This is a genomic window from Actinomycetota bacterium (genome assembly GCA_019347575.1).
In the GTDB taxonomy this organism is placed as follows: domain Bacteria; phylum Actinomycetota; class Nitriliruptoria; order Nitriliruptorales; family Nitriliruptoraceae; genus JAHWKY01.
This window is the reverse complement of sequence record JAHWKY010000010.1, coordinates 59,512-85,588: the sequence shown is the minus strand read 5'-3', so window position 1 is coordinate 85,588 and position 26,077 is coordinate 59,512. Positions and strand designations below refer to the sequence as shown.

Genomic DNA, 26,077 nt, shown 5'->3' with positions numbered 1-26,077 from the left:
AGCACGACCGCTTGGAAGCCAACTCCACCGTCGCTGCCGTTACGGACCCCGGTCTCGCCGTGGGCCCGCTCTCCGGCCTGCTCGCACACGGACGCGAGGCGCTGGAGGCAGTGCTCGACGAGCCGCGCCTCGCCGCCGGGCCCGCGGTCCGGCCCTTCGTGCTCTCGCTGCTCGCCGAGCGGCACGCCCCGCTGCTCGTCGTCACGCCCCGCACGTCCGACGCCGAGGCGTTGACTGACGGCCTGTCGGCCTTCCTCGGCCACGACCGCGTCGCCGCGTTCCCCGCGTGGGAGACGCTGCCGCACGAGCGCCTCAGCCCCCAGCCCTCCACGGTCGGTCGGCGGCTCGCTGTCCTCGACCGTCTGGTACGCCCTGATGCGTACGACCATCCGCTGCTCGCCGTCGTCGCGCCCGTGCGCGCGGCACTGCAGCCCATGGACCCCCAGCTCGCCGACCGCGCCCCGCTCCTGCTCGACCGCCACCACCGTGACGGCTTCGACGCGCTGGTCGAGCAGCTGGTGGAGCTGGGCTACACGCGCACGCCGCAGGTCGAGACCCGCGGCGAGTTCGCCGTGCGGGGCGGGCTCGTCGACGTGTTCCCCTCGGCCGGCGACCACGCGGTCCGCATCGAGTTCTGGGGGGACGACGTCGACTCCATCCGGACGTTCGGGGTCGCCGACCAGCGCTCCGTCGACGCCCTCGAGTCGGTCACCATCGACCCGGCCCGCGAGCTCGTGCTCAACGACGAGCTGCGCACGCGCGCCCGCGCTGCGGCGGCCCGCTACCCGTCCATCGCCGACCAGCTGCACCAGCTCGCCGACGGCATCCTGTTCGAGGGCGTCGAGTCGCTCGTCACGCTCGTCCACCCCCGCCCCGCCCTCCTGCCGGACTTCCTGCCCGAGACCTCCGGTATCGCCGTCGTCGACCCGCTCCTCGTCCGCGATCGCGCGGACCGCGTCGTCGCCGAAGCCGAGGTCCTGCTCGACGTCAGCTGGGAGGCCGCAGCTGGGCATCGTCCCGAGGATGCCGGCTTCGCGAGCCTCGACGAGGTGACCGACCGCGCCGGGCGCGTGCTCGAGCTGACGCCTTTCGAGGGTGAACCGGTGCCGGGTGAACCCGTGCCCTCGTTCCGCGGCGACGTGCGCGCAGCCTCCGACCGCGTCCGCGGGCTGCTGGCGGAAGGGCTCCGGGTCGTGGCCACGACGTCCGGGCACGGGCCAGCGCAGCGCCTCGGCGAGGTGCTCACGGGCGAGGGCGTCCCCGCGCTGACCGTCGACTCGGTCGGCATCCAAGGGCGCGGCGCGCGTGCCGAGGTGACCGCCAGCTCGCTGCGTGAGGGCTTCCTCGCACCCGAGCTCGGTCTGGCGATCCTCGCCGAGTTCGACCTGTTCGGTCCGCGTCGTCGCCGGCGTGCGGGGCGGCGCCTGGGGAGCAAGACCACCGCGGGGGAGACCGTCCTTCCCCTCGAGCCGGGTGACTTCGTCGTGCATCGAACCCACGGCGTCGGACGCTACGGCGGACTGGTCACGCGCGAGATCCCCGGTCCGACCGGTGAGCGTGCCAAGCGCGACTTCGTCGTCCTCGAGTACGCGAAGGGCGACACCCTCTACGTCCCCAGCGACCAGGTCGATGCCCTGTCGCGCTACCAGGGCGGCGAGCAGCCGTCCGTCATGCGCCTCGGCGGTGCCGAGTGGGAGCGGGCCAAGAACCGCGTGCGTGGTGCCGTCCGCGAGATCGCCGCCGAGCTCATCCGGCTGTACGCCGCACGGATGCACTCGCCAGGCAACGCGGTCTCGCCGGACACCGCTTGGCAGGGCGAGCTCGAGGACGCCTTCGAGCACGAGGAGACGCCCGATCAGCTGACGGTCCTCGACGAGATCAAGCGCGACCTCGAGGCCCCACTGCCGATGGATCGCGTCCTCACGGGCGACGTCGGGTTCGGCAAGACCGAGGTGGCGGTGCGCGCGGCCGCCAAGGTCACGTTCGACGCCAAGCAGGTCGCGGTGCTCGTCCCCACCACGCTGCTCGCACAGCAGCACTCCGAGACCTTCCGCGAGCGGCTCGCCGGCTTCCCGGTCGAGATCGCCGTGCTGTCGCGCTTCGCCACGCCGAAGGAGCGACGCGACATCATCGACGGCCTCGCGGCGGGCACGGTCGACATCGTGATCGGCACGCACGCGCTGCTGTCCCCGAAGGTGAGGTTCAAGGACCTGGGTCTGGTCATCGTCGACGAGGAGCAGCGCTTCGGCGTCACCCACAAGGAGCGCCTGAAGCAGCTGCGTACGAGCGTCGACGTCCTGACCATGACCGCCACGCCGATCCCGCGCACGCTCGAGATGGCGGTCAGCGGGATCCGCGACCTGTCGGTCATCGAGACCCCACCCGAGGATCGCCAGCCCATCGTCACGGTCGTCGCGCCGTACGACGAAGCGCAGGTCGCGCTCGCGATCCGTCGTGAGCTGCTGCGTGAGGGTCAGGTGTTCTACGTGCACAACCAGGTCGAGACCATCGACCGCGCCGCTGCTCACCTCCACGAGCTCGTCCCCGATGCGCGCATCCGGATCGCGCACGGGCAGATGTCCGAGAACGAGCTCGAGCACGTCATGGTCGCGTTCTGGGACCGTGCGTTCGACGTGCTCGTGTGCACGACCATCATCGAGTCGGGCCTGGACGTGCCCAACGCCAACACGCTCGTCGTCGAACGCGCGGACCTCCTGGGACTCGCGCAGCTCCACCAGCTCCGCGGACGTGTCGGGCGCTCCAGCGAACGTGGCTACGCCTACTTCCTCCACCCCGCCGACGCCGCCATCACCGAGGGCGCCTACGAACGGCTGCAGACCATCTCCCAGCACTTCCGCCTCGGGTCGGGTCTACAGATCGCGCTGCGCGATCTCGAGCTGCGGGGCGCGGGGAACGTGGTCGGGGCGGAGCAGTCGGGTCACGTCGCCGCCGTCGGCTTCGACATGTACACGCAGCTGCTGAAGGAGGAGGTCGCCGACCTCACCGGGGAGCCGATCGAGGCCGAGCTCGACGTCACGCTCGAGCTACCCGTCGACGCCCACCTGCCGGCGGATTACGTGGCCGACGAGAAGCAGCGGCTCGCCCTCTACAAGCGCATCGCCGCCATCCGCGACGCCTCCGACGTCAAGGCGGTCCGCGGCGAGCTCGACGACCGCTTCGGCGCCCCGCCCGAGCCCGCCGCGCGGCTGCTGACGCTCGCCGCCCTGAAGGCCGCCCTCCGCCGCTGGGGTGTCACCGACGTGACGTTGCAGTCGCGTCCCCGGACGACGCTGAAGGCGCGCCCCGTCCGGCTGTCGGAGTCGCTGCAGGTCCGTCTCCAACGTCGCCACCCCCATGCCGACTACCACCCAACGACCGAGACCCTGACCGTGCCGGTCCCGGCCGGGACCGATGACATCGTCGCCTGGGTCGCGGCCACGTTGCGCGACGTGCTGTCGCATCCTTTGGCGACGCCGCATCCGCGTCGTCGATAGAGATGTCACAACGCGCCCGCCGCCGAGAGCGCGGTCTCGGCGGCTCGGTACGCAAGGGGACCCGGGCGTGCTTGCTTCGCCGAGAGGGCATGACAGCGCCGGGTTAGACTCGATGATCGCTGGCTGCTCCGCCGCTACCTGAACGCTCGCACCTGACGTCGTCCCTCCGGAGTCCCATTGCGCACCCACCGCTCGACCGTCCGCGTCGCGCTCGTCGTGCTGGCGCTCGTGCTCGGTGCCTGCAGTCGCACGGGGCTGCCCAGCGACACCGTCGCGACGGTCAACGGCACCCAGATCCCCGAGGCGGTCTTCGAGCGGCTCGTCATCTCGCAGGTCAACGACCCGTCGAACCCGCTCATCGGGGCGTCCGCGACGGACCGTGTGTCGGCCATCGGGGACCTGCAGCGGCAGGTCCTGAGCCAGCTCATCCGCAACGAGCTGTTCCTGCAGGCCAGCGCCGAGCTCGGCGTCGCGGTGACCGACGAGGATGTGGAGGATCGCTGGCAGGAGGAGATCGCGTTCCGCGGCTCCGAGGAGGAGCTGCGCGAGCGGCTCGAACAGCTCGGTCTCAGCGAGACCGAGGCCCGGGAACAGCTGCGTGCCATCCTCGCCCAGGAGGCCATCTCGGCCCACTTCGAGGAGCAGGCCGACGTCAGCGAGGAGGACGTCCAGGCGCTGTACGAGCAGCGGCTCGATGCCCAGTACCGCCAGGCCGAGGTGTCGCACATCCTGGTCGCGACCGAGGAGGAGGCGACCGCGATCCTCGAGCTGCTCGAGGGCGGCACGTCGTTCGAGGAGCTCGCCGAGGCCCGATCGACGGACCAGTTCAGCGCCGCGCAGGGAGGGAGCCTGGGCACCAACGCACGCGGTGCGTTCGTCCCCGCGTTCGACGACGCCGTCTGGAACGCCGAGGAAGGCGAGATCGTCGGACCGGTCCAGACCGAGTTCGGCTTCCACATCATCCGGGTCGACGAGTTCGTGACGACCCCCCTCGACGAGGTCGCGGACGCGTTGCGGTCCGAGATCGCGCAGCAGATCTCCGGGGCGCAGTTCCAGGACTTCCTCGCCCAGGTCCTCGGTGGCGCGGAGGTCACCATCGATCCCCGCTACGGCCGTTACGATCCGGCCTCCGGCACCGTGGTCGCGCCCGATGCCGAGGAGCAGCAGCCCATCCTGCCGGGTGACGACGCGACCGCGCCCCTCCCCACGATCCCGACCGAGCCGGTCCCGACGCAACCCGTCCCCACGGAGGGCGCGACGCCGTGACGTCACCCCGGGTCGTCCTCGTCGAGACGTCGGACGTGCTCCCGGGCCTGCTGCCCTTCCAGGCGTGGGACGCGCTCGCCATCGCGGACACGGTGTTCGTCCGCGGCCTCGACGAGCACCCGGCGGCACCGCACCTCCACCTGGCGGGGCTCGACCTGACCGAGCTGCAACCGGTCGAGCTCGACGTGCGTCGGATCGACCTCGGGGCCGCCGGGGACCCCACCGAGCGGCGCCTGGCGAAGGCGCTGCTCGAACACGCCGCGGAGCGCGGCACCGCCACCTACCTGATGGGTCCCGGCGACGAGCGCTTCCAGCCCGTGGTCGCGATGGCGTCGCCCGACTACGACGCCGAGGTCGAGCTGGTGTTCTTCGCCCAGCAGCCGCGCGGCACGGAGCTGCTGCGCTTGGTCGAGGTCGAGCAGCGCCTGCGCGATCCGGACGGTGGCTGTCCGTGGGACCTCGAACAGGACCACAGCTCGCTGCGGCCGTACCTGCTCGAGGAGGTCTACGAGCTGCTCGAAGCGATCGACAGCGGCTCCGACCTCGCGATCCGCGAGGAGCTCGGCGACGTGCTGCTCCAGGTCGTCTTCCACGCCCAGATCGCCTCTGACCGCGGGACGTTCACGATCGACGACGTCGCCCGCGCGATCACGGAGAAGCTGGTGAACCGCCATCCCCACGTATTCGGCGACGTCGAGGTCGCCGATGCCGCCGAGGTGAAGCGCAACTGGGACGAGCTCAAGCAGGCGGAGAAGGGACGCAGGGGACCGTTCGAGGGCGTGCCCGAGGCGCTGCCGGCCCTGGTGCTGGCCGAGAAGCTGCAGCGCCGTGCGGCAAAGCTCGGGTTCGACTGGCGCGAAGCCTCCGAGCCCGCCGCCCGTGTCCGTGAGGAGCTCGACGAGCTCGCTGATGCCGCCGACCGAGCGTCACGCGAGGAGGAGCTGGGCGACCTCCTCGGCGCCGTGGTGGGCCTCGCCCGCCACCTCGACCTGGATGCCGAGCAGGCGTTGCGGCGGGCGGCGGCGAAGTTCCGCCGACGGTTCGAGGCGGTCCACGCAGCCGCCGAGCAGGACCCTGGCGCGGCGGAGGGGCTCGACCGAGGGGCGTGGCTGGCGCTGTGGGACCAAGTGAAGGTGGAGGAGGGCTGACCGTGACCGGTGAGGGGCCCGGGATGGGACCGTCCGACGACCGCGATCCGCTCGAGGGCTGGGATCTCGACGCTCCCGACGCCGACGTGATCGACCTCGCCGCCTACCGCCCGCAACCGCTGGTCACGCCCGCTCGGGTGGCCGTCGTCGCGGTCCTCGCCGCGGTGCTCGGTGCCCTGTGGGAGCGACGTCGACGCACGACCTGATCCTGGGACCCACCCGTCGCGTTGCGGTTGTTGCATCTGTCAACGTCTGTCACGTACCGTCACGTGCTGTGGTGGCGCAGCCGGGCGACGAAGAGCGGAGGGACCCCGGTGGAGTTCAGCAGCATCACGGCCGTCGACGCGCGCGAGATCCTCGACAGCCGCGGCAACCCGACCGTCGAGGTCGATGTCGTCCTGGCGGACGGCACCCTCGGCCGGGCGGCAGTGCCCTCTGGCGCCTCGACGGGGCGGTTCGAGGCGGTCGAGCTCCGCGACGGTGACGAGCACCGCTACGGCGGCAAGGGGGTCACCCGTGCCGTCGCCAACGTCAACGAGGTGATCGGGCCGGCGCTGCTCGGCGTCGACGCACGTCAGCAGCGCGAGATCGACCGCACCCTGACCGACCTCGACGGCACCGACGACAAGTCGATGCTCGGAGCCAACGCCCTGCTGGGGGTCTCACTCGCGGTCGCCAAGGCCGCCGCGGCGAGCCTCGACCAGCCGCTGTACGCCTACCTCGGCGGACCGGGCGCGCACCTGCTCCCGGTGCCGATGATGAACATCCTCAACGGTGGAGCTCACGCTGACAGCAACGTCGACGTGCAGGAGTTCATGGTCGCCCCCGTCGGGGCGCCGTCGTTCCGCGACGCGCTGCGGATCGGGGCCGAGATCTACCACACGCTCAAGCGCGTGCTCCGCTCCGAGGGCCTCAGCACGGGTCTGGGCGACGAGGGAGGCTTCGCGCCCGACCTCCCCGCCAACCGGGCAGCGCTCGAGCTGATCGTCCGGGCCATCGGCGAGGCGGGGTTCGAGGCGGGGCGCGACGCCGTCCTCGCCCTCGACGTCGCCTCCAGCGAGTACCACGACGACGGCACGTACCGCCTCGCGGGCGAGGGCCGCGAGCTGAGCAGCGAGGAACACGCCGCCTGGATCGCGGAGCTGGTGGACGACTTCCCCATCGTGTCGGTCGAGGACGCCATGGACGAGGAGGACTGGGACGGCTGGAAGGCGCTGACCGAGGTGCTCGGTGACCGCTGCCAGCTCGTCGGCGACGACCTGTTCGTCACCAACGTCGAGCGGCTGCAACGCGGCATCGACCAGGACATCGCCAACTCGATCCTGGTCAAGGTCAACCAGATCGGCACGCTCACCGAGACGCTGCTGACGATGCAGACCGCCCATCGCGCCGGCTACACGTGCATGGTCAGTCACCGTTCCGGCGAGACCGAGGACGCCACGATCGCCGACCTGGCCGTGGCGGTGAACGCCGGCCAGATCAAGACCGGCGCACCCGCTCGCAGCGACCGCGTCGCCAAGTACAACCAGCTGCTGCGCATCGAGGAGCACCTCGGTGACGATGCCCGCTACGCCGGCTGGGACGCCTTCCCCCGCAGCCGACCAGGCGGCTGAGCGTGCCTTCACCCTCCCGCCGACGCCGTCTGCGACCACCTGCCGTGGTGGGGCGCGTCGGGGCGCGCATCGCCGCGGTGGTGTCCGGGGTGCGCAGGGGGGTCGGGGCGGCGGTGGCGGGCAACCGGCCGTTCACCGCGGTCCTCATCGGCCTGCTCGTGCTGGGCGTGCTGATGCTCGCGGGGCCGGCACGCAACTTCCTCGAGGGCCGCAGCCGGGTCGAGGTCCTGCAGGCCAAGCTCGCGGCGCTGACCGAAGAGAACGCCGAGCTGGAGGAACGGACGCGCGAGCTGCGCGACCTCGATCAGGTCGAGCTGTTGGCACGCGAGCAGCTGGGCATGATCGAGCCGGGTGAGGTCCCCTACGCGATCGTGCCGCCGCAGATAGAGCGGCCCCGCATCACCGCGCCTCGCGAACCCCCGCCCCCACCGTCGCAGCCGTGGTACGACCGGCTCTGGCACGCCCTGTTCGGCTAATCGTGAGCTCACACGCCGGCGGGCGCGGGCTGCGAGGGTGTCGTGGCCGCCACGGTCGTGCGGGCGGCCAGAAGCTTGGCCTCTTCGGCGGCGTCCTCCAGCCCGAGCCGCCGACCGGCTGCCCAGGCCGCCTCGAACTCCTCAGCGCCGAGCCGTCGCCGAAGGTCGGCAAGGTCGCGGTCATGTTCGTCTCGCTCGTGAGCGGCCACGTGGACGCTGAGCGCGTCTCGCAGCGCCTCGGCGGCACCCCACAGCCGGGCGGCGGGTCGGTCGCTGCCGGCCGCGGTAGCCAGGCGCGCGAGGCCCTCGACCGCGGTCATGACGCCCGCGCGGTGGCCGAGGCGGTGGCAGATATCGAGGGCTTCGACGTAGCCCTGGCGGGCGGCGTCCAGATCGCCGCGGGCTCGTGCCACCGCTGCGATGGTGGCCAGCGCCGAGGCGACGCCCTCCAGGTAGCCGAACGCGCGGACGCACCGCAAGCTCTCCTCGGCCAAGGCCTGGGCGCGGTCGAGATCGCCCTGGCTGCGGGCGATCTGCGCGCGCGCGTCGAGCATGACGCCGAGATAGAGCGGCTCGTCGGTTCCGCGGTACAGCTGCAAGGCGTGATCTGCCAGCTCGGCCGCGCGCGGCAGATCCGCTTCCTGGTGGGCCAGGCGGGCGAGCATCACCCGGCAGAAGGCAGCCATCAGCACGTAACCCACGGAGTCGGCCACGGCGATGGCGTCTTCGTTGAACCGACGCGCCGCCTCACGGTCGCCCTGCGCCCACGCGGCCCAGCCAGAGAGGCAGAGGGCGTCGACAACGACCCTTTGGTCGTCGAGGACCGCTGCCAGCGACCGCAGCTGCGCCGCCGCGGCGCGCGCGCGGGCGAAGTCGCCTTCAACCATGGCGAAGTGGGTGAGATGGAAAGCGACCTTACTGCGAGCCACGTTGTCGCCAGGGCTGGCGAGTGCTCGTTCGTGCCACGCGACCGCTTCGCCAACCGGGCCGCGGAGGAACCACAGGAAGCCGGTGCCGGCCAGGATCCACGCGGCCAGTTCGTCCTCGCCGGCGGCGAAGGACCAGTTCAGCACGGAACGCAGGTTGTCACGTTCCTGCTCCACCCTGTCCGGCCATCGGGGCGAGCTCGCGCCCAACCGTTCCCAGTCGAACTCCTCGAGGCACCTCCGCGCGAAGCCGGCCAGGACATCGGCGCAGCGGCGGCGCGCCAGTTCGTCCTCGCCGGCGTCGGCCAGCCGCTCCAGCGCGTACTGGCGCACCACCTCACTCATGCGGTAGCGCGGCTCACCATCCACGCCGGCCATCCGCATCATCAGCGACTTGTCGACCAGCCGGCCCAACACCAGCGCGCCCGGTGCGGTGCGCTCGACGTCGTGATCGGCCAGCATCGCCTCCGCTGCCGCCAGCGAGCACCCTCCCGGGAACACCGCCAGACGTCGCAGCAGGGTGCGCTCGCCCTCATCGAGCAGCTGCCAGCTCCAGGCCAACGTCGCGCGCATGGTGCGGTGCCGGGCGTCGGCGGGCCGCACCTGACCGAGCAGTCCCAGCAGGTCGTCCAGTCGGTCGGCCAGCTGGTGGGGTGATAGCGCCGTCATCCGAGCCGCCGCCAACTCGATCGCCAACGGCAACCCGTCCAACCGCCGACAGATCCTGCTGACGGCACCCAACATCTCACGATCAGGCGCAAACCCTGGGAACGCCGCCGTCGCCCGTTCGACGAACAGCTGCACCCCATCGTGCGACAGCGCCTCGATGGGCCGCATCGCTTCCTCATCTTCGGGGGGGATGCCCAGCGGCGGCACCGGCCAGCGCACCTCGCCGGGCACCCCCAGGGCTTCCCGGCTGGTCGCCAACACCGTTACGTCCGGGCAGCCCTGCAGCAGCCGTGTGACCAGCCCTGCGGACGCCTCGATCACCTGCTCGCAGTTGTCCACCACCAGCAGCACCCGTCGCATGCGCAGATAGGAGACGAGTCGTTCGGTCAACGGCTCGCCCGACTCGCCGCGCACCCCCAACGCGCGAGCGACCGCCTCGACGACCCGGTCCCCGGTCGCCACCGGCGCCAGGTCGACGAACCAGACCCCCTCCCGCCAGGCCGACGCCATCCGCGCGGCGGCCTCGGTCGCCAGCCGCGTCTTGCCGCACCCGCCAGGCCCGGTCAACGTCACCAGCCGCGCCGACGCCAGCCGCTCGGCGAGGTCGACCAGCTCCAGCTGGCGTCCCACGAACGGCGTCAACGCTGTCGGCAGGTTCGTCACCGCCACCGGCGCGGCGGCCAGGTCCAACGTGGGATCCTGCCGCAGGATCGCCTGCTCCAGCTCGGCCAGCTGCGGTCCCGGGTCGATGCCCAGCTCCTCACCCAGCAGCGCACGCGCGCGGCGGCACGCCTGCAACGCGTCTGCCTGCCGCCCCGCCCGGTAGCACGCCAACGCCAGTTGCCGCCACGCCCGCTCCGCGAACGGTTCGTCGGCGACCAGCGCCTCCAGTTCGGCCAGCACCTCGCCGTGGCGTCCGCACGCCAGGTCCGCGTCGATGCGGTCGTCCACCGCCGCCCGCCGCGACGCCTCCAGGCGGCGGATCTCGGTCTGCGCGAACTCGGCATCGGCGAAGTCGGCCAGCGCCGGGCCGCGCCACAACGCCAGCCCCTCACGCAGCACCGACGCCGCCGCCGCCGGCGCCACGGCACGCCGCGCGACCGCCAGCAGCTCCTCGAACCGCCGCGCGTCCAGCCGCTCGGCCGGCACGTCCAGGACGTAGCCGCCCCCACGCGTGACGATCGTCTCGCGGCCCAACACCTTGCGCAGCCCGGACACGTAGCCCTGTACCAGGTTCGCTGCCGTCCCCGGCGGCGACTCGCGCCACATCGCGTCCACGATCGCGCCGGCCGAGACCACCTCACCCAGGCGGATCAGCAGCAGCGCGAGGACCGCCCGCTGCTGCGGCGGGCCCAGATCCAGCACGTGCCCCTCGTCAACGACCGCTACAGGGCCAAGGATCCGGAAGTCCATGACCGAAAGTGTCCTGGGGCTGGACGCGACCGTCAAGGAATCGTCCAGCCGATATCCAGCCACGGGCCGCACCCTGCGGGATCAGATCGACCAACACCGACGAACGTGAGCGCGCCATACGGACGAGGTGGGCCGCGGCGACCCCTACGTGCCGGTGTCGGCACACGTTGCGCGCGCCAACGGTGAGGACGGTTACCGCGTGTGCGCGAGGACAGCTGGACACAGACGGATGACACAACACACCGACGGAGCGAACTCCACCGGCGCGTGGGCCGGCTGGGTGCTGCTGGCCCGGGACACCGTCCCGCACCGCTGGCGCGGTCGCAGCACCCCTGTGTCGCTGGTCGCGATCACGCCCGATGAAGCCGCTGCCTTCTCAGACGACCGAGTGGTGCACCCAAGCTTGTCTCCCGAGGACGAGCTAGTTCTCAGCCTGCTGCTGGCGGGTGAGACGATCACCGCCATAGCCCGGCAGTTGCGTATCAGTCCCCGCAGCGTGCAACGGCGGTTAGTGCGTCTGCGCAACGCCTTCAACGCCGCATCCAACGCCGATCTCGTCGTCGCGGCCGCCAGGGCAGGGTTCCGGTGACGTCGATGGCATACGTAGGCCATCGCGTGTCGCAGGTGCGCATGGCATGGGCCGAGAACCACAGAATGGCAGTTCCGAGCACACGCACGCGCACATGTCCGCAGGGCTTCTGACCCACCAGTTCCGGCACCACGACACGAAGGAGGATCCGCAATGGACAGCACGAGATCGATCGCCGCGGCACGCCCGCTGATCCGGGTCTGCTTCGGCGCACTCGTGATGGCACTGGCGCTCGGCTTCGTCACGCCCGTTGCGACGCCGGCGGTCGATCCAGCGGCTGCGGAGGGCGGGGCGGTGCGACAGACCGAGGTGTGCTTCACGGTGCACATGCCGGGCGACCTCACGCCGTACCAGGTCGCCGGCACCGTGTTCCACACCGCCGATCTCGCTGAGCTGTCGACCGCGGTGCTGTTGCAGCACGGGGCGGCGGCGGATCGCACGTTCTGGGACGGTGGCTGGCCCTACGTCAAGGGCGCCCCGTCGACGGCGCGCGCGTGGGCCCGGGCCGGCTACGGGGTGTTCGCGATCGACCGGCTCGGCTACGGGGCGAGCGACTACGACGGGTCGGGCTACGCGCTGACGGCGTACGCGTACGTGGAGATGAGCCACGAGATCGTCACGCAGATGCGTGCCGGTACCTACCGGCTCAGCTCCGAACCGTGCGTCGATGGTGGCGGTGTGCCGGTCGGGCGGGGCGTTGACCGCGTGGTGATGGCTGGGCTGAGCAACGGTGCGGAGATCGTGGAGCTGTACGCCACCCGGCACCACGACATCGATGGCATCGTCGCGATGGCGTGGAGCAACCAGGGCGTCTCCGACGGGTTCTTCGAGCACTACAGCAGCGACGTGGTCCCGCAGATGCTGACCAGCGACTACGTCGACCCGTTCCGAGGCTACGAGAACTGCGTGCGCTGGCTGTTCCACCTCGCCGGGGCGCGTCACCCCGTCGTCGAGCAGGTCTGCGACCCCGACCTGAACGGTGAGAACGACGGGACCAAGCCGTTGGCCGCCAGCGGCGAGATGTCCAGCGCCGCGATCGTGCAGCAGGACATGAAGGCCTCCATCGGCTCGGTCGGGCCGACCCCGGCGCTGCTGGTCTTCGGTGAGCACGACACGATCTTCCCCGGCGAGCACGGCTCTCGGGACCTCACGACGCCGGAGATCGAGATGTGGGAGACGCGCTGCAACTGCCCGGTGTCGGTGTACGTGCAGCCCGACGCCGGGCACGCCCTGACCTACCACGACAGCACCACCGAGATGTTCGACGTGGTCATCGACTGGCTCGACGGACTGGGCGGCTGAACGGCTGCCTACCACGGAAGGGGAACGACATGAGGAAGACGATGTCGCTGACGATCGCTGTCGCGCTCGTGGCCGCCGCGATGGCCGCCCCGGCCGCCTCCTCGGCAGAGGCGGAGGTGCGCCAGACCGAGGTGTGCTTCACGGTGCACATGCCGGGCGACCTCACGCCGTACCAGGTCGCCGGCACCGTGTTCCACACCGGGGACCTCTCCGAGGTCTCCACCGCGCTGCTGCTGCAGCACGGTGCCGTCGCGGAGCGGAGCAGCTGGGACGGGGCGTGGCCGCACGTCAAGGGCGCGCGCTCGCTGGCCCGCGAGCTGGCGCAGGCGGGCTACGGCGTGTTCGCGATCGACCGGCTCGGCTACGCCCGCAGCCCCTACGACCCCTACGACGGGTCGGGCTACGGGTTGACGCTCTACGCCTACGTCGAGATGACGCACGAGATCGTCACCCAGATCCGCGAGGGGACGTACCGCATCATGCGCGCTCCCTGTGTCGCGGGCAGCGGCGTGCAGGCCGGCCGCGGGGCGGAGAAGGTGGTGCTCGGTGGCTTCAGCATGGGTGCCGCGCTGATCGAGTTGTACGCGACCCGCTACCACGACATCGCCGGGATCGTGCCGCTGGTGTTCAGCAACCACGGCGTCTCCGACGAGTTCTGGGAGCACTACCGCGACACCGTCGTTCCGTCGCTGGTTGCGAGCGACTCCACCGATATGGGCTTCTCCGATTACGAGGGCTGCGTGCGCTTCCTGTTCCACCTCGACGGTGCACGACGTCGGATCGTGGAGCAGGTCTGCGGCCCGCAGTACTACGGCGACCTCGACCGGCTGAACATGCGCTCTCCCAGCGGGGAGGTCGCGAGCGGCCCTGGGGTGAGCCAGGACATCAAGGCCAGTGTCGGGCTGGTCGGGCCGACGCCGGTGCTGTTGGTGTTCGCCGACCGCGACGCCCTCTTCCCGTACAAGTACGGCTCGCCCGATGTGGTCAGCCCCGAGATCGAGATGTGGGAGACGCGCTGCAACTGCCCGGTGTCGGTCTACATCCAGCCGGACGCCAGCCACGTGTCCTGGTTCCACGACACCGCCCCCGAGATGTTCGACGCCGTCATCGACTGGCTCGACAGCCTGGATCTCTGAAGAGGCTGCGCTATGGAGAGGGAAACGACATGAAGAGGACCGTGTCCGCGGCGACCGCTGTCCTGCTCGTGGCGGTCGCGATCCCGATGGCCGCGCCGGCCGCCTCGGCCGGGCGGCGGTGCGCCAGACCGAGGTGTGCTTCACCGTGCACATGCGTGCGGGCACCGGAGCCGCGGGCACGGGTCTGGGTGGGGTGACGTCACATCAGGTCAGCGGCACCGCGTTCCACACCGGCGAGCTCGCCGAGGTGTCGACCGCGCTGCTGCTGCTGCACGGGGCGCAGGCCGATCGCACCTCCTGGGACGGCGCCCGCCCCGGCGTCAAGGGCGCGCCCTCGCTGGCACGTGAACTCGCCGGCGCCGGCTACGGCGTGTTCGCCATCGACCGGCTCGGCTTCGGCGCGAGTCGGTACAGGGGCTCGGGCTACGCACTGACGCTGGACGCGCACGCGGAGATGACCCATGAGATGGTCACCCGGCTCCGTGGCGGCACCTACCGCATCGGCTCCGAACCCTGCATCGACGGCGGAGGGGTCGAGGTCGGGCGAGGCGTCGACCGCGTGGTCCTGTCCGGCATGAGCAGCGGTGGCCACACCGTGGAGATCTACGCGACCCGCCACCACGACATCGACGGCATCATCCCGATCGCGCACAGCAATCACGGCGTCTCGGACGAGTTTCTCTACGACTACCTGTTGCCCCTGTGGCTGGACCAGTGGCCCAGGGGCGACGATTACTACGACGTCTTCCCTGACTACGAGGCATGCGTGCGCTGGTTGTTCCACCTCGACGGTGTCCGTCGTCACATCGTGCAGCGGTTCTGCAGCGCCGAGGTCTTCTTCGACCCGCAGGTGCGGACCCCGGTGGGCGAGCACCTGACGGCGCCGCTGCTCGAGTGGGAGATCAAGGCGAAACTGCCCCTGGTGGGTCCCACCCCAGTGCTGCTCGTCTTCAGCGACCGGGACGCGATCCGGCCCTACCAGCACGGCGAACCCGACACCGTCACACCAGAGGTCGAGAAGTGGACCTCACGGTGCAACTGTCCGGTGTCGTACTACGTCCAGCCCGATGCCAGTCACGCCGGCCTCCTGCACGACAGCGCCCCTGAAACGAACGTCCGCAGTCCTGGGCCCGCCGTCGTCATCACCGGCCTCCTCACGCTCGCTAGCGATGCGTCGCGTGCTGTCGGCGCTTGCCGCTCCCCGAGGCACGCGCCTACCCTCCCGACCGGCCGTTCGGCCGCGTAGCGCGGGGTCCGAGCCGCCGTGGGAGGGTGGTTGATCCAGCAGGGCGACATCATCGAGGGGACCGTGGTCCGGCTCGAGGAGTACGGGGCGTTTATCGACATCCCCGTCGCCGAGGGATCGGACCGCACGGTCACCGGGCTGTGCCACGTCTCCGAGGTCGATCTGAACTTCGTCGACAACATCTACGCCTACCTCACGGAAGGCGAGAAGGTCGAGGTCAGGATCATCGCCATCAAGGACGATGGCAAGGTCGATCTCTCCATCCGGCAGGCCGACCCGGAGTTCGAGGACATCCCGGAACCTCCGCGCCGCAACCGGCTCGACCGCGACTTCGACAAGCGGTTGCGGCGGTTCATGCACAGCTCCCAGATGATCCAGGGCGAGGCTCGCCGCCAACGGGAGAGCAAGCGGTAGCTGCTCCGCCGCCCTCCGACGACGCCGTCCAACGTGACCCTCGCGCGTCCTACGACACCGCGGGCTCGGCTCCGCCGACGGGCCTCTCCGAACGAGCCGTCGTGTCAGCGCAGCTCGGCCGTCCTGCGCGGGGCGACAACGCGGTCGTGCACCGCTGCGTGTTCGGCCTGCCGACGGTGGTCCGAGTCGGTCCCCGACTCGAGGACGGCACGCCGTTCCCGACGACGTTCTGGTTGAGTTGCCCCGTGATGCGTGCGCGCATCGGAACGCTCGAGGCCGACGGCGAGATGGTGACCGTCAACGACCGTCTCGACGACGACGAGACGTTCCGAGCCGAGCACGCCGCCGCCTACCACCGCGCCATCGCGTTCCGCGACCAGCTGGACGAGCCTCTCCCGGGCGCACCGGGCTCAGGTGGGTCGAAGCGCCACGTCAAGTGCCTCCACGTGCACGTGGCCCACCACCTGGCGACGGGGGACAACCCGGTCGGGGCGTGGGCCTTCGACCGCGCCGCGCCCGTCCCGTGTCCTGGCCCGTGCGTGGACGACGAGGAGCGCACGGTGTGGGAGGAACGCCTCCGGACAGGTGAGCCTGGACCACGGGTGGAGGGACGTCGGTGACGACCGCTGCGGTCGACATGGGCTCCAACTCCACGAGGCTGCTGGTCGTCGACCGCGGCGGCGAGGCGATCACACGCGAGCTGACCATCACGCGGCTGGCCGAGGGCGTCGACCGGACGGGACACCTCGCCGACGAGGCGCTGCAGCGCACGCTGGAGACGCTCGCCCGGTACCGCACGATCTGGGAGGCTCACGGCGCTCGTCACGTCCGCATCGCGGCCACCTCCGCCGTCCGGGATGCCGCGGATCGCGACCGCTTCTTCGCGGGCGTTCGCGAGGTTGCGGGCGTCGACGCCCGCGTGCTGTCCGGTGACGAGGAGGCCGCCACCGCCTACGCGGGGGCGGTCGTCGCGCTGGAGCTCCCCCGGCCGTGCGCGGTCCTGGACATCGGTGGTGGCTCCACCGAGCTCATCGTCGGCGATGAGCGGGATGCCGTCGTCGGTAGCGTGTCGCTGCAGCTCGGGTGCGTGCGTCTCACCGAGCGCCTGCTCCCGGACGATCCGCCGACGGTCGAGCAGCTGGAGGCGGCCCGCGCGGAGGTGGAGTCACAGCTCCAACGGGCCGACGACGCTCTCGCTGACACGGGGTCGACGGTCACCGACGCGACGGTGCTGGTCGGTGTGGCCGGCACCGTGACCACGATCGCTGCGCTGCACCTCGGTCTCGACCGCTACGACCCCGAGCGGATCCACGGCACCGAGGTCCCGCGCACGGCCGTCACGGCGTGGGTCGCTCGACTCGCCGAGGTGCCTGCGGCCGGACGTGCCACCTTCGGGCCGATGCAGGCGGGTCGGGAGGATGTCATCGTCGGTGGGGCTCTGATCCTGGCGGGCGTCCTCGACCGGTACGGCTTCGACGCGATCGTCGCGAGCGAGGCGGACATCCTCGACGGACTCGCCCGCGGGCTCGGCGCCGCGACGTGGTGAGGGGAGACGAACGACCGTGGCGAGGCCGTACCCACGGGTGACGGTAGCGGTCTACGGTTGAGTGAACGTCGACAGGAGGTCACCGTGCCCGGCGAGTTCAAGGCAGACATGGAGACGATCCGGGAGCGTGCCCGCTCGGAGATGAGCAGGGGTGCGATCACCGACAGCTACGGCGCGGATGTCGAGCGCGTCATCGACGTGCTGAACGAGGTCCTCGCGACCGAACTCGTGTGCGTCTTGCGTTACAAGCGCCACTACTACATGGCTGACGGCGTGAAGGCCGAGGTCGCCAAGGCCGAGTTCCTCGAGCACGCCAACGAGGAGCAGCAGCACGCCGACCGCGTCGCCGAGCGCATCACCCAGCTCGGTGGGGCGCCCGACTTCAACCCCGAGGGCCTCGCGACACGCGCCCACGCCGACTACTCCGAGGGCACCGACATCGTGGACATGATCAAGGAGGACCTCGTCGCGGAGCGCATCGCGATCTCGACCTACCAGGAGATCGTGCGCTGGCTCGGCGACGACGACACCACCACGCGTCGACTCATCGAGTGGATCCTCGAGCAGGAGGAGGAGCACGCCGACGACCTCATCAGCCTCCTCGACAAGGTCGACATGTAGCGACGCCCTACACCATGCATTCACCCTGGCCGAGGATGACCTCGAAGGTCTCGGTGGCGCCCCAGTCGACGTAGAAGGCGGGGGCGTCGGCCTTCTCCGGGACCTTCTCGAGGTCGGCCACGAGTGCCGCCACCTCGGCCTTGCCGGTGCGGTCGTACCAGCTCCACAGGGGCTCGTCATCGATGCGCTCGTCACGGAACCGAGCCAGGATGCGAGCGGCTGCCTCGGGTGCGTTCCTGGCGGGCACCTTGGCGACGTAGTCGCCGAAGCGCGCCCCGCCGTCGTCGACCCGGCCCCCGACGAACACGCGGTAGCCGGGTCCCTCGTTGCCCTGGCTGTCGCGCCGCGCCATGCCCGAGAACCCCAGGTCCCAGGCCTGATGCTGCCCGCACGAGTTGGGGCACCCCGAGATGTTCATGCGCACACCGTCGATCTCGTGCAGCGACCGCTCGACGAGGTCGTTGGTGATGGCCTCGGCCAGACCACGCGACGCGGTGATCGCGAGGTTGCAGGTCTCGGCACCGGGGCAGCTGACGACATCGCCCGACTTCTCCGCCAACGGCCGGTCCAGACCCAGCTCCGCGAGCCCCGCCCACAGGTACGGCAGCCGCTCGGGGCGGACGTCGCGGAACACGACGTTCTGGCGGATCGTCAGCCGAGCGTCGTCGATGTCGTTGGCGCGCATCAGCGCAGCGAGACCACGGAACTGCGACGTGTCGAGGTCGCCGAGGTAGATGGAGGCGTACACCGCGAAGCGGTCACCCTGACGCTGGCGCAGCGTGTTGGTGCTGAGCCAGTAGCGGTACGCGGGGGTGTCGCGGTCGGCGAGGTCGGGCGGCAGATCGAGAGGGGTGTCAGCGGTCGGGCCGGTGGCGGCGGGCGGGTGGGGGACCACCGTGCTCCGCAGGCCGTTGGCGATGGCCACGTCCCGACGCTCCAGCACCTTCGTGACGAACTCGTCGCGTCCGAGCTTCTTCACGAGGAACTTCATGCGTGCGCGGACGCGGTTGCGCCGCTCGCCCTCGTCGTTGAACAGGTCGAGAGCCGCGTGGACCGTCGGCAGCAGCAGCTCCGCTGGGGTGAAGTCCTCGAGTTGGACCGCCTCGTGGGGCGACGAGCCGAGCCCTCCACCGAGCACGATGCGGTAGCCGGCGTTGTCGTCGGCATCCACCGCCGGGAGCACACCCACGTCGTGGAAGCCGGTCCCGGCGTCGTCGTCGTTCGCGGCCGAGAAGGCGATCTTGAACTTCCGGGGGAGCTCCTGGAACTGACCGTGGCGGAGGAAGTGGCGCACGACCTCGTCGGCGGCGGCCTCCACGTTCAGCACCTCGTCGGGGTGCACACCCGCGAGCGGTGACATCGTCACGTTGCGGATGGCGTTGCCACACGCCTCGCGGGTCGTCAGTCCCGCCAGCGCGGAGACGCGCATCACGTCGGGCACGTCCTCCAGCTTCACGAAGTGGAACTGGAAGTTCTGTCGCGTCGTGATGTGCGCGAAGCCACGCGACCACCGCTCCGCGATGACCGCCATCGCCTCGAACTGGCGGGCGTCGAAGCGGCCCAGCGGGGCCTTGATGCGCACCATGTGGGTCGTGGACTGCCGGATGCCGTAGCAGCCCATGTGCAGCCGCATCGGCTTGAAGTCGTCCTCCTCGATCCCGCCCGCGCGGAAGCGGCGGACGAGGCTCTCGAAGTCGTCGATCTCGGCGAGGTCGCCGTAGCCGTCGTCCGGAAGGTCCTCGGGGGTGATCGAAGCCGGGTCGACGTCGGCCGGGAACGGTTCGGCCGTGCTGGGAGCAGAGGTGGCTGCTGCGGGCGTCACTGCGCCTCCGTGGTCGTCGGCGGTCGCCATCGTCCCCGACACTGGTCGTACGTGGCACTCACGGTAGTGAGAACCGTGCGATGCCCAAGGCCCGTTCTGCCCCTCTTCTGGGTCCACGGGCAGTGGGAACCGTGTGAACCCGGGTGCACCGGCTCGCCGTGTCGCCCGGCCACGGGCCTCGTAGCCTTCCGTTGAACGGAGGTGGCATCGGTGGACCCCAGGCTCGAGCCGGAACGCTTCTGGGCGCGCCTGCGGTCCGCGCTGGAGCAGGTCGACGATCGCGCCAAGTCGCCCCCGCCTGACGCTCGGGTCGGGGCGGTGCTGGTGTTGCTCGAGGACAGCGAAGCCGGGCCCGTGGTCGTGCTGACCCGCCGCCGCCCCGACCTCGGCAGCCACCCCGGACAGATCTCGTTCGCCGGCGGTCGGCTCGATCCCGACGAGACGATCGAGCAGGCGGCGCTGCGGGAGGCCGACGAGGAGATCGGCCTCGACGCCGACTCCGTCGAGGTCGTCGGGGTCGGGCCCAGGTTCTACATCCCTCCGTCCCGCTTCTGGGTCGTGCCCGTGCTGGCACGGTGGCGAGCCCCGCACGAGCTGAACCCCAACCCGTGGGAGGTGGACGCCATCCTGCGGGTCCCGCTGGCGCAGCTGCTCGATCGCTCGACCTGGCGCACGGTCACGCTGTCGGACCAGCGTGCGCGCACGTGGGCGTGGCAGCTCGATGACGACCTGCTCTGGGGGGCCACCGCGATCGTCATGGCGCTGCTCCTCGAGGCTGCCGTGGAGGACTGGTCGGGCGGGACCCGCCCCGAGGACCTCGACGACGAGCGCGTCGTGCGCCCCTGGGAGCACGCCCCCACGTGGCAGCGCAAGGCCCGCCTCGACGGCGTTCCCGAGGTGGACTCGGCTGGCATGACCCACGTGACGGCGGAGCAGATGCGCGAGGTCGACCGTCACCTCGCGGCCGTCGGCGTGCCGCTGGCGTCACTGGCGGAGCACGCGGGACGGGGGCTGGCCGAGGCCACCCGCGGCCTGCTTGGCAGGGTCGACGGCCGTCTCGTCACGGTCCTCGCCGGCTCGGGCGGGAACGGCGCTGGCGGACTCGTCGCGGCCCGGCTCCTGGCGGGGTACGGGGCGTCGGTCGTCGTCCGCCTGACCGGTGAGCCGGTGCTGGCGGACCAGGTCGAAGCGTTGCGCCTCGCCGGGATCGACGTCGCCGACTTCGACCGTCCCGCGAACGCCGGCGATGCCGTCGTCGACGCGATGCTGGGCTACGGGGCGGAGCCGGGCCTGCGTGATCTGGTCGCCGATGCGGTCGGGTGGTTGCAGCGCCACGACGTCCGGGTCGTCAGCAACGACCTCCCCAGCGGCATGCTCGCGGACGGCCTGCACGGCCTGTGCGTCACCGCCGACATCACGGTGACCGTCGCCGCCCCGAAGGTCGGGTTCCGCGATCCGATCACCCACCCCTTCCTCGGCGACCTGTACCTCGCGGACATCGGGGTCCCGCGGGGCGTGTGGGAGCAACTCGGTCTCGAGCCGGTCGAGGTGTTCCACCACGGCCCGCTGGTGCGCCTGGTCCGGGACCAGCGGGGCGGCGATGCCGGCACCCCCGAGCAGGGCACCTACGGGTAACGCCGTGCCGCGGGTGGGATTCGAACCCACACTGGAGGTCTTTTAAGGACCCTGCCTCCTGCCGGTTGGGCTACCGCGGCGCGATCTCAGAGTACGTCGTGGCATCTCCTCCAGGTGTCGTGGGAAGTCCCGGAGAACCGGGAGTAACCACTACACCGACTCCCGACGGGCGAGACCGGCGGCGAGGACCTCGGCGAGGTGGAGGGTGCGGCGCCCCGCGAGGTCCGCGGTCTGGGTGCGGCAGCTGAAGCCGTCGGCGATGACGGTCGCGTCGTCGGACAGCTCGCGTAGCGCGGGGAGGTAGCGGCGCTCGGCGACCGCGACCGACACCGCGTGCTTGTCGCCTGCCTCGAAGCCGAACGAGCCCGCCATGCCGCAGCAGCCCGCGTCGAGGAAGCGTGTCTGAGTCGCTGCCAGCAGGGCCGCGTCGGCATCGTGGCCGACGACGGCGGCGTGCTGACAGTGCGGCTGGACCGTCACCTCGTCGGGGAGAACGGCGGGTTCGTAGCCGGCACTGACCAGCAGCTCGGCCAGTGACACCGCACGGCGGGACAGACGTCGAGCCCGCTCATCGTTCGGAAGCATCGCCGGCAGCTCGTCCCGGAAGACGGCGAGGCAGCTCGGCTCGAGCACGACCAGCGGCGCGGCGCCGGTCCCGAGCACCCGCACCAGACGTTCGAGCTGACGTCGGGCCAGTCCGAGCATGCCGCTGTCGTACAGCGGACGGCCGCAGCACAGCCACGGCAGCGGTACCTCCACACGGAAGCCGGCGTCCTCCAGGACCGAAACGGCGGCCGAGCCGACCCAGGGTTCGAACCGGTCGGTGAACGTGTCCGGGAAGAGCACGACCGCCGGCCCGCCGTCCCGACCATCCGGCGAGTGACGAGGCTCTCCGCGAAGTTCGCGCCGCTTCCACCACCGACGGAAGGTCTCGGGTGCGATGACGGGAGGCGTGCGTGCGGGGGCGATGCCGGCGAGCCGTCGCGCCCCGCTCGAACCGAGGATGCGGTTGGCGAGGCGCGGGGCGCGCGAAGCAGCGCGCGCCCACCACGGCACGAGACTCAGTGCGTAGGCCGCGCGGGGCCGGATCCGGCCGTGGTAGTGCTGGTGGAGGAACTCGGCCTTGTACGTGGCGATGTCGACACCGGTCGGGCACTCCGCCTTGCACGCCTTGCACGACAGGCAGAGGTCGAGGGCTGCGCGGATCGACTCGTCACCGAAGCCGTCGAGCTCGGAACGGGGATGCAGCATCTCGAAGAGCAGGTGGGCGCGACCCCGTGGCGAGTGCTGCTCGTCGTGGGTCGCGCGGTAGCTGGGGCACATGGTGGCGCGGTCGTCGTCACGACGACACAGGCCGATGCCGACGCAGCGTGAGGCCGCCTGCCCGAGCGAGCCGTGGTCGTCCGCGAACGCGAACACGGTCTGGGGCCGGACAAGGTCGGGCTGGGCGGACCAGCGCAGATCGGCGTCGAGCGGAGCGGGGTCGACGATGCGGCCCGGGTTCATCATCCCGTCGGGATCCCAGATGCTCTTGAAGCGCCGGAACAGCGCGACCACCTCCGCGCCGTACATGCGCTCGAGCAGCTCCGACCGGGACTGGCCATCGCCGTGCTCACCCGACAGCGAGCCTCCGAGCCCGACGGTGAGATCGGCGGCGTCCTCCACGAACCGCCGGTACGTGGCACGACCCTCCGGGGTGGTGTGGTCGAAGTCGATCTTGGCATGGACACAGCCGTCACCGAGGTGGCCGTAGAGCGCCGCCTCGAGGCGGTGTTCGCTCAGCAGATCCGCCAGGCCGAGCAGGTACGCGGGCAGGCGTTCGGGAGGGACCGCGGCGTCCTCCCAGCCCGGGAGGCGAGCCCGGCCACCCGGTGCGAACGTGGTCGCCCCGAGCCCCGCTCGTCGCACCTCCCAGACCGCTCGCTGGGCTCGGGGTTCGGTCACGACGCGGACCGTCGGACCGCCACCGGCGCGTCGGAGCTGGCTGCGCAGCCAGTCGGCTCGCGACTGCGCCTCGGCGCGGCTGGCGCCGCCGTACTCGACGAGGAGCCACGCGGATCCGTCCGGGAGCAGCTCGAGTTCCGCCCTCGCGCGGGTGCGTCCGACCCCGGCCGCCACGTGCTCGTCGATCCCTTCAAGCCCGATCGGGCCCGTCGCGAGCACGTCCACGACGTCCTCGGCCGCGGACGCGAGCGAGGGGTAGCCCAGAACCACGACGACGCGGTGACGGGGCCGGGGGATGAGCCGCAGGGTCGCGGCGAGGACCAGCGCGCAGGTCCCCTCGGTGCCCACCAACGACCGCGCGACGTGGAAGCCGTTCTCGGGGAGCAGGGCATCGAGGTTGTAGCCCGACACGCGCCGCGGCAGCACCGGGAACCGGGACCGGATGAGGTCGACGTGGTCATCCCGCAGGTGCTCCAGCGACCGGATGATCTGGGCCGCCGGGTGCGCTCCGTCGGTGCGGGCAGCGGCCGGGCCGGGTGCGGTGAGGCGGGTGCCGTCGTACAGCAGCACGTCGAGCGCCTCGACGTTGTCCTGCGTCCGGCCCGCGATCACGGAGTGGACGCCGCATGCGTCGTTGCCGACCATCCCGCCGATGGTGGCCCGGTTCTGGGTCGACGGATCAGGTCCGAACGTGAGCCCGTGGAACGCCGCGACGCGCTGGAGGTCGTCGAGGACCACCCCCGCATCGACCGTGGCGGTCGCGGTGAGGGGATCGACCTCGATGCCGTGGCGGAGGTGCCGACTGAGGTCGATGATGACGGCTTCGTTCGCGGCCTGGCCGGCGAGCGACGTGCCCGCGCCGCGCGTGGTGACGGGTACGTGCGCGTCGCGGCACACCGCGAGCGTCGCCACGACGTCGTCGACATCCGCCGGCGCGACCACGCCGAGGGGCACGTGGCGGTAGTGCGAGGCGTCGGTCGCGTAGAGGGCTCGGGATGCCGGGTCGAACCGGATCTCGCCCCGCACCTCGCGGCGGAGCTGGAACGCCAGACCGGCGAGGTCGAGGTCGGTGGTGGTCACGCTGCCGACCCTACTCGTTGTGGGTCCCAGCGCTCCCGCCCACACGCCCTACCCGCTGACGACCTCGACATCCGTGCTGATGTCGATGCAGCCGCCGATCGACCGCGCGACCGGGCAGTGCTCCGCGTGGAAGTCGAGCACCCGGTCGATCACGTCGCGGTCCGCCCCAGCATCGACGGTGAGGGTGTACGTGACGTGGATGCGACGGATGATGAGGGTCCTGCCGTCGAGACCGATGTCGCCGGTGGCGCGGGATCGGAGACGACCGTCTCCGGCGGGGATGCCGCGTGCTTCCAGGGCACCCCCGAACGTTCCGGTGAGTCAGCCGGCCGCTGCGGCGACCACGTAGTCGAGCGTGGTCGTCTCCTGCGGGTAGTCGTCGGGGCTCACCCCGTAGTGCTCGGCGATCTCGCTGTGGACGCCGAACGAGATCGGTTCGTCGCGGCCGGGGATCGTGGCATGGCGGATCGGCCCACCCTCGCGCACGACCTCAACCACGGACCGGTAGACGGTGTCGTCAACTTGCTGCACGGGATCCTCCTCCGAGTCCGTCGAGCGCACGCTCAGCGATCACCCTACCGATGGCGAGGCTAGCGGTGGCGCCGGGTGACGGGGCGTTGCGGACGTGGAGCACCCGTGGGGTCGACGACCAGGAGAAGTCGTCCACGAGCTCGCCGTCGGCTCGTACGGACTGGGCGCGGATCCCCGACGGGCCGCGTTCGAGGTCGGCTACCCCCACACCGGGCACGTAGCGGCGGAGCTCGCGTGCGGTCGCCGCGATCGACAGGTCCCGGTGCACCTCCGCGACGCCCGTGCGGAGGTGGTCGGCCGCGAGACGCCAGAACCCCGGGTGGCGGATGACATCGCGCGTGTCGCGCAGGTCGACCGCCCAGCGGTCGTAGCGCTCACGTGCGAGCGCGACGACCGCGTTGGGTCCCACCCACACCTCGCCGTCGTGTCGCTGCGTGACGTGGACTCCGAGGAACGGCAGCCCCGGCAGCGGGACCGGGTAGAGGTGACCGCGCACCAGGCTGGCAGCCGGTCCGACGAGGCGGAGGTAGCTGCCCCGGAACGGCACGATGGCCTCGCGATCCTCGACGCCGCTCAGCCGTGCGACCCGGTCCGATTGCAGGCCAGCGCAGGCGATCACCTGCCGCGCCGCGAGCGCGCCGATCGTGGTCCGCACCACGACCTCCTGGGCACGCTCACGCAACCCCTGCACGGTCACCAGTGTGAGGACCTCGCCACCACGTGCCCGCACCTCGTCGGCGAGGGCGCGGCAGACCGCTCCGAAGTCGATCGTCGCGGTCGCGGGGCTGTGCAGTGCGGCGAGACCGTGCACGTGCGGCTCGACCTCGGCGAGTTCCGCCGCGCGCAGACGCCGCAGACCAGGGACTCCGTTGGCGCGCGCGCGTTCCTCGAGCAGCGCGAGCCGTGGGAGCTCGGCGCGGTCCACCGCCACCACCACCTTGCCGTGACGGGTCACCGCGATCCCGTGCGTCGCGGCGAACTTCTCCAGGTCGCGCTTGCCGCTCACACACAGGCGCGCTTTCAACGAGCCCGGCGCGTAGTACAGGCCAGCGTGGAGGACGCCGGAGTTGTGCGACGACTGGTGCGAACCGACCTCGCGCTCCTTCTCGAGCACGATCACGTCGAGGTCGGGACGCCGTTCGAGCAGGCGGTAGGCCGTGGCCAGACCGATGATGCCGCCACCCACCACGACGACGTCGCGCACAG

21 protein-coding genes and 1 tRNA gene are annotated in these 26,077 nt (G+C 71.2%); 15 read left to right on the top strand and 7 right to left on the bottom strand.

Going from position 1 to position 26,077, the window contains the following annotated elements; genetic code table 11:
- The first annotated feature begins 11 nt into the window (after positions 1–11).
- From mfd to KY469_08515, 6 genes are all read left to right on the top strand, one after another.
- A complete protein-coding gene (gene mfd / locus KY469_08540; GenBank protein MBW3663132.1) occupies positions 12–3,494 on the top strand; it encodes a transcription-repair coupling factor in 3,483 nt (1,160 codons plus the stop codon).
- Between the two features lie 177 nt (positions 3,495–3,671).
- Entirely contained in the window at positions 3,672–4,760 is a 1,089-nt protein-coding gene (locus KY469_08535; GenBank protein MBW3663131.1) for a peptidylprolyl isomerase, read from the top strand.
- 326 nt (positions 4,761–5,086) lie between these two features.
- Positions 5,087–5,908 (top strand): nucleoside triphosphate pyrophosphohydrolase, encoded by an 822-nt coding sequence (gene mazG, locus KY469_08530; GenBank protein ID MBW3663130.1) that lies wholly within the window; start codon positions 5,087–5,089, stop codon positions 5,906–5,908.
- Between the two features lie 2 nt (positions 5,909–5,910).
- Positions 5,911–6,114, top strand: coding sequence for a hypothetical protein (locus KY469_08525; protein MBW3663129.1), 204 nt, complete (start codon positions 5,911–5,913; stop codon positions 6,112–6,114).
- Between the two features lie 108 nt (positions 6,115–6,222).
- The gene (gene eno / locus KY469_08520; protein ID MBW3663128.1) at positions 6,223–7,521 is read left to right on the top strand and encodes a phosphopyruvate hydratase; all 1,299 of its coding nucleotides are present in this window, start codon (positions 6,223–6,225) and stop codon (positions 7,519–7,521) included.
- A 2-nt stretch (positions 7,522–7,523) separates the two neighbouring features.
- Positions 7,524–7,997 (top strand): septum formation initiator family protein, encoded by a 474-nt coding sequence (locus tag KY469_08515; GenBank protein MBW3663127.1) that lies wholly within the window; start codon positions 7,524–7,526, stop codon positions 7,995–7,997.
- A gap of 8 nt (positions 7,998–8,005) precedes the next feature.
- On the opposite strand, the gene KY469_08510 is transcribed toward KY469_08515, so the two are convergent.
- Positions 8,006–10,957 carry a winged helix-turn-helix domain-containing protein gene (locus KY469_08510; GenBank protein ID MBW3663126.1) on the bottom strand — a complete coding sequence of 984 codons (2,952 nt, stop codon included), beginning with the start codon at positions 10,955–10,957 and terminating at the stop codon, positions 8,006–8,008.
- 277 nt (positions 10,958–11,234) lie between these two features.
- Between KY469_08510 and KY469_08505 the strand changes: the two genes are divergently transcribed.
- The 8 genes from KY469_08505 to KY469_08470 all read left to right on the top strand — a co-directional run bounded on the left by KY469_08505 (position 11,235) and on the right by KY469_08470 (position 17,859).
- Positions 11,235–11,594 (top strand): LuxR C-terminal-related transcriptional regulator, encoded by a 360-nt coding sequence (locus tag KY469_08505; GenBank protein ID MBW3663125.1) that lies wholly within the window; start codon positions 11,235–11,237, stop codon positions 11,592–11,594.
- Between the two features lie 153 nt (positions 11,595–11,747).
- A complete protein-coding gene (locus KY469_08500; GenBank protein ID MBW3663124.1) occupies positions 11,748–12,896 on the top strand; it encodes an alpha/beta hydrolase in 1,149 nt (382 codons plus the stop codon).
- 29 nt (positions 12,897–12,925) lie between these two features.
- On the top strand, positions 12,926–14,032 hold the full coding sequence (locus KY469_08495) for an alpha/beta hydrolase (protein MBW3663123.1): 1,107 nt from the start codon (positions 12,926–12,928) through the stop codon (positions 14,030–14,032).
- Between the two features lie 118 nt (positions 14,033–14,150).
- Positions 14,151–15,278, top strand: a complete 1,128-nt coding sequence (locus tag KY469_08490) for an alpha/beta hydrolase (GenBank protein ID MBW3663122.1) — start codon at positions 14,151–14,153, stop codon at positions 15,276–15,278.
- A 30-nt stretch (positions 15,279–15,308) separates the two neighbouring features.
- Entirely contained in the window at positions 15,309–15,692 is a 384-nt protein-coding gene (locus KY469_08485) for a S1 RNA-binding domain-containing protein (GenBank protein ID MBW3663121.1), read from the top strand.
- Positions 15,693–15,793: 101 nt separating this feature from the next.
- Positions 15,794–16,312 (top strand): DUF501 domain-containing protein, encoded by a 519-nt coding sequence (locus tag KY469_08480; GenBank protein ID MBW3663120.1) that lies wholly within the window; start codon positions 15,794–15,796, stop codon positions 16,310–16,312.
- A gap of 17 nt (positions 16,313–16,329) precedes the next feature.
- Positions 16,330–17,238: a Ppx/GppA family phosphatase gene (locus KY469_08475; protein MBW3663119.1), complete on the top strand. Its 909-nt coding sequence runs from the start codon at positions 16,330–16,332 to the stop codon at positions 17,236–17,238.
- Positions 17,239–17,346: 108 nt separating this feature from the next.
- Entirely contained in the window at positions 17,347–17,859 is a 513-nt protein-coding gene (locus KY469_08470) for a bacterioferritin (protein MBW3663118.1), read from the top strand.
- 7 nt (positions 17,860–17,866) lie between these two features.
- Here the strand turns inward: KY469_08470 and KY469_08465 are convergent, their stop codons facing one another.
- Entirely contained in the window at positions 17,867–19,681 is a 1,815-nt protein-coding gene (locus KY469_08465) for a nitrite/sulfite reductase (GenBank protein ID MBW3663117.1), read from the bottom strand.
- A gap of 210 nt (positions 19,682–19,891) precedes the next feature.
- Between KY469_08465 and KY469_08460 the strand changes: the two genes are divergently transcribed.
- Entirely contained in the window at positions 19,892–21,316 is a 1,425-nt protein-coding gene (locus KY469_08460) for an NAD(P)H-hydrate epimerase (protein MBW3663116.1), read from the top strand.
- Between the two features lie 5 nt (positions 21,317–21,321).
- On the opposite strand, the gene KY469_08455 is transcribed toward KY469_08460, so the two are convergent.
- The 5 genes from KY469_08455 to lhgO all read right to left on the bottom strand — a co-directional run bounded on the left by KY469_08455 (position 21,322) and on the right by lhgO (position 26,057).
- A tRNA-Leu gene (locus KY469_08455) sits at positions 21,322–21,396 on the bottom strand.
- A 70-nt stretch (positions 21,397–21,466) separates the two neighbouring features.
- Positions 21,467–24,340: an FAD-binding oxidoreductase gene (locus tag KY469_08450; protein ID MBW3663115.1), complete on the bottom strand. Its 2,874-nt coding sequence runs from the start codon at positions 24,338–24,340 to the stop codon at positions 21,467–21,469.
- A gap of 48 nt (positions 24,341–24,388) precedes the next feature.
- A complete protein-coding gene (locus KY469_08445; GenBank protein ID MBW3663114.1) occupies positions 24,389–24,637 on the bottom strand; it encodes an OsmC family protein in 249 nt (82 codons plus the stop codon).
- Between the two features lie 24 nt (positions 24,638–24,661).
- Complete coding sequence (locus KY469_08440) at positions 24,662–24,871, bottom strand: hypothetical protein (GenBank protein MBW3663113.1); 210 nt, start codon at positions 24,869–24,871, stop codon at positions 24,662–24,664.
- The gene (gene lhgO / locus KY469_08435; protein MBW3663112.1) at positions 24,858–26,057 is read right to left on the bottom strand and encodes an L-2-hydroxyglutarate oxidase; all 1,200 of its coding nucleotides are present in this window, start codon (positions 26,055–26,057) and stop codon (positions 24,858–24,860) included. The genes KY469_08440 and lhgO overlap by 14 nt, the downstream gene beginning before the upstream one ends.
- Positions 26,058–26,077 lie beyond the last annotated feature (20 nt).

Excerpts from the sequence above, each read along its gene's own strand:
- KY469_08500 (MBW3663124.1), top strand. The coding sequence starts at position 11,748 with ATGGACAGCACGAGATCGATCGCCGCGGCACGCCCGCTGATCCGGGTC.
- KY469_08505 (MBW3663125.1), top strand. The coding sequence starts at position 11,235 with ATGACACAACACACCGACGGAGCGAACTCCACCGGCGCGTGGGCCGGC.
- mazG (MBW3663130.1), top strand. The coding sequence starts at position 5,087 with ATGGCGTCGCCCGACTACGACGCCGAGGTCGAGCTGGTGTTCTTCGCC.
- KY469_08475 (MBW3663119.1), top strand. The coding sequence starts at position 16,330 with ATGGGCTCCAACTCCACGAGGCTGCTGGTCGTCGACCGCGGCGGCGAG.
- KY469_08495 (MBW3663123.1), top strand. The coding sequence starts at position 12,926 with ATGAGGAAGACGATGTCGCTGACGATCGCTGTCGCGCTCGTGGCCGCC.
- KY469_08470 (MBW3663118.1), top strand. The coding sequence starts at position 17,347 with ATGGAGACGATCCGGGAGCGTGCCCGCTCGGAGATGAGCAGGGGTGCG.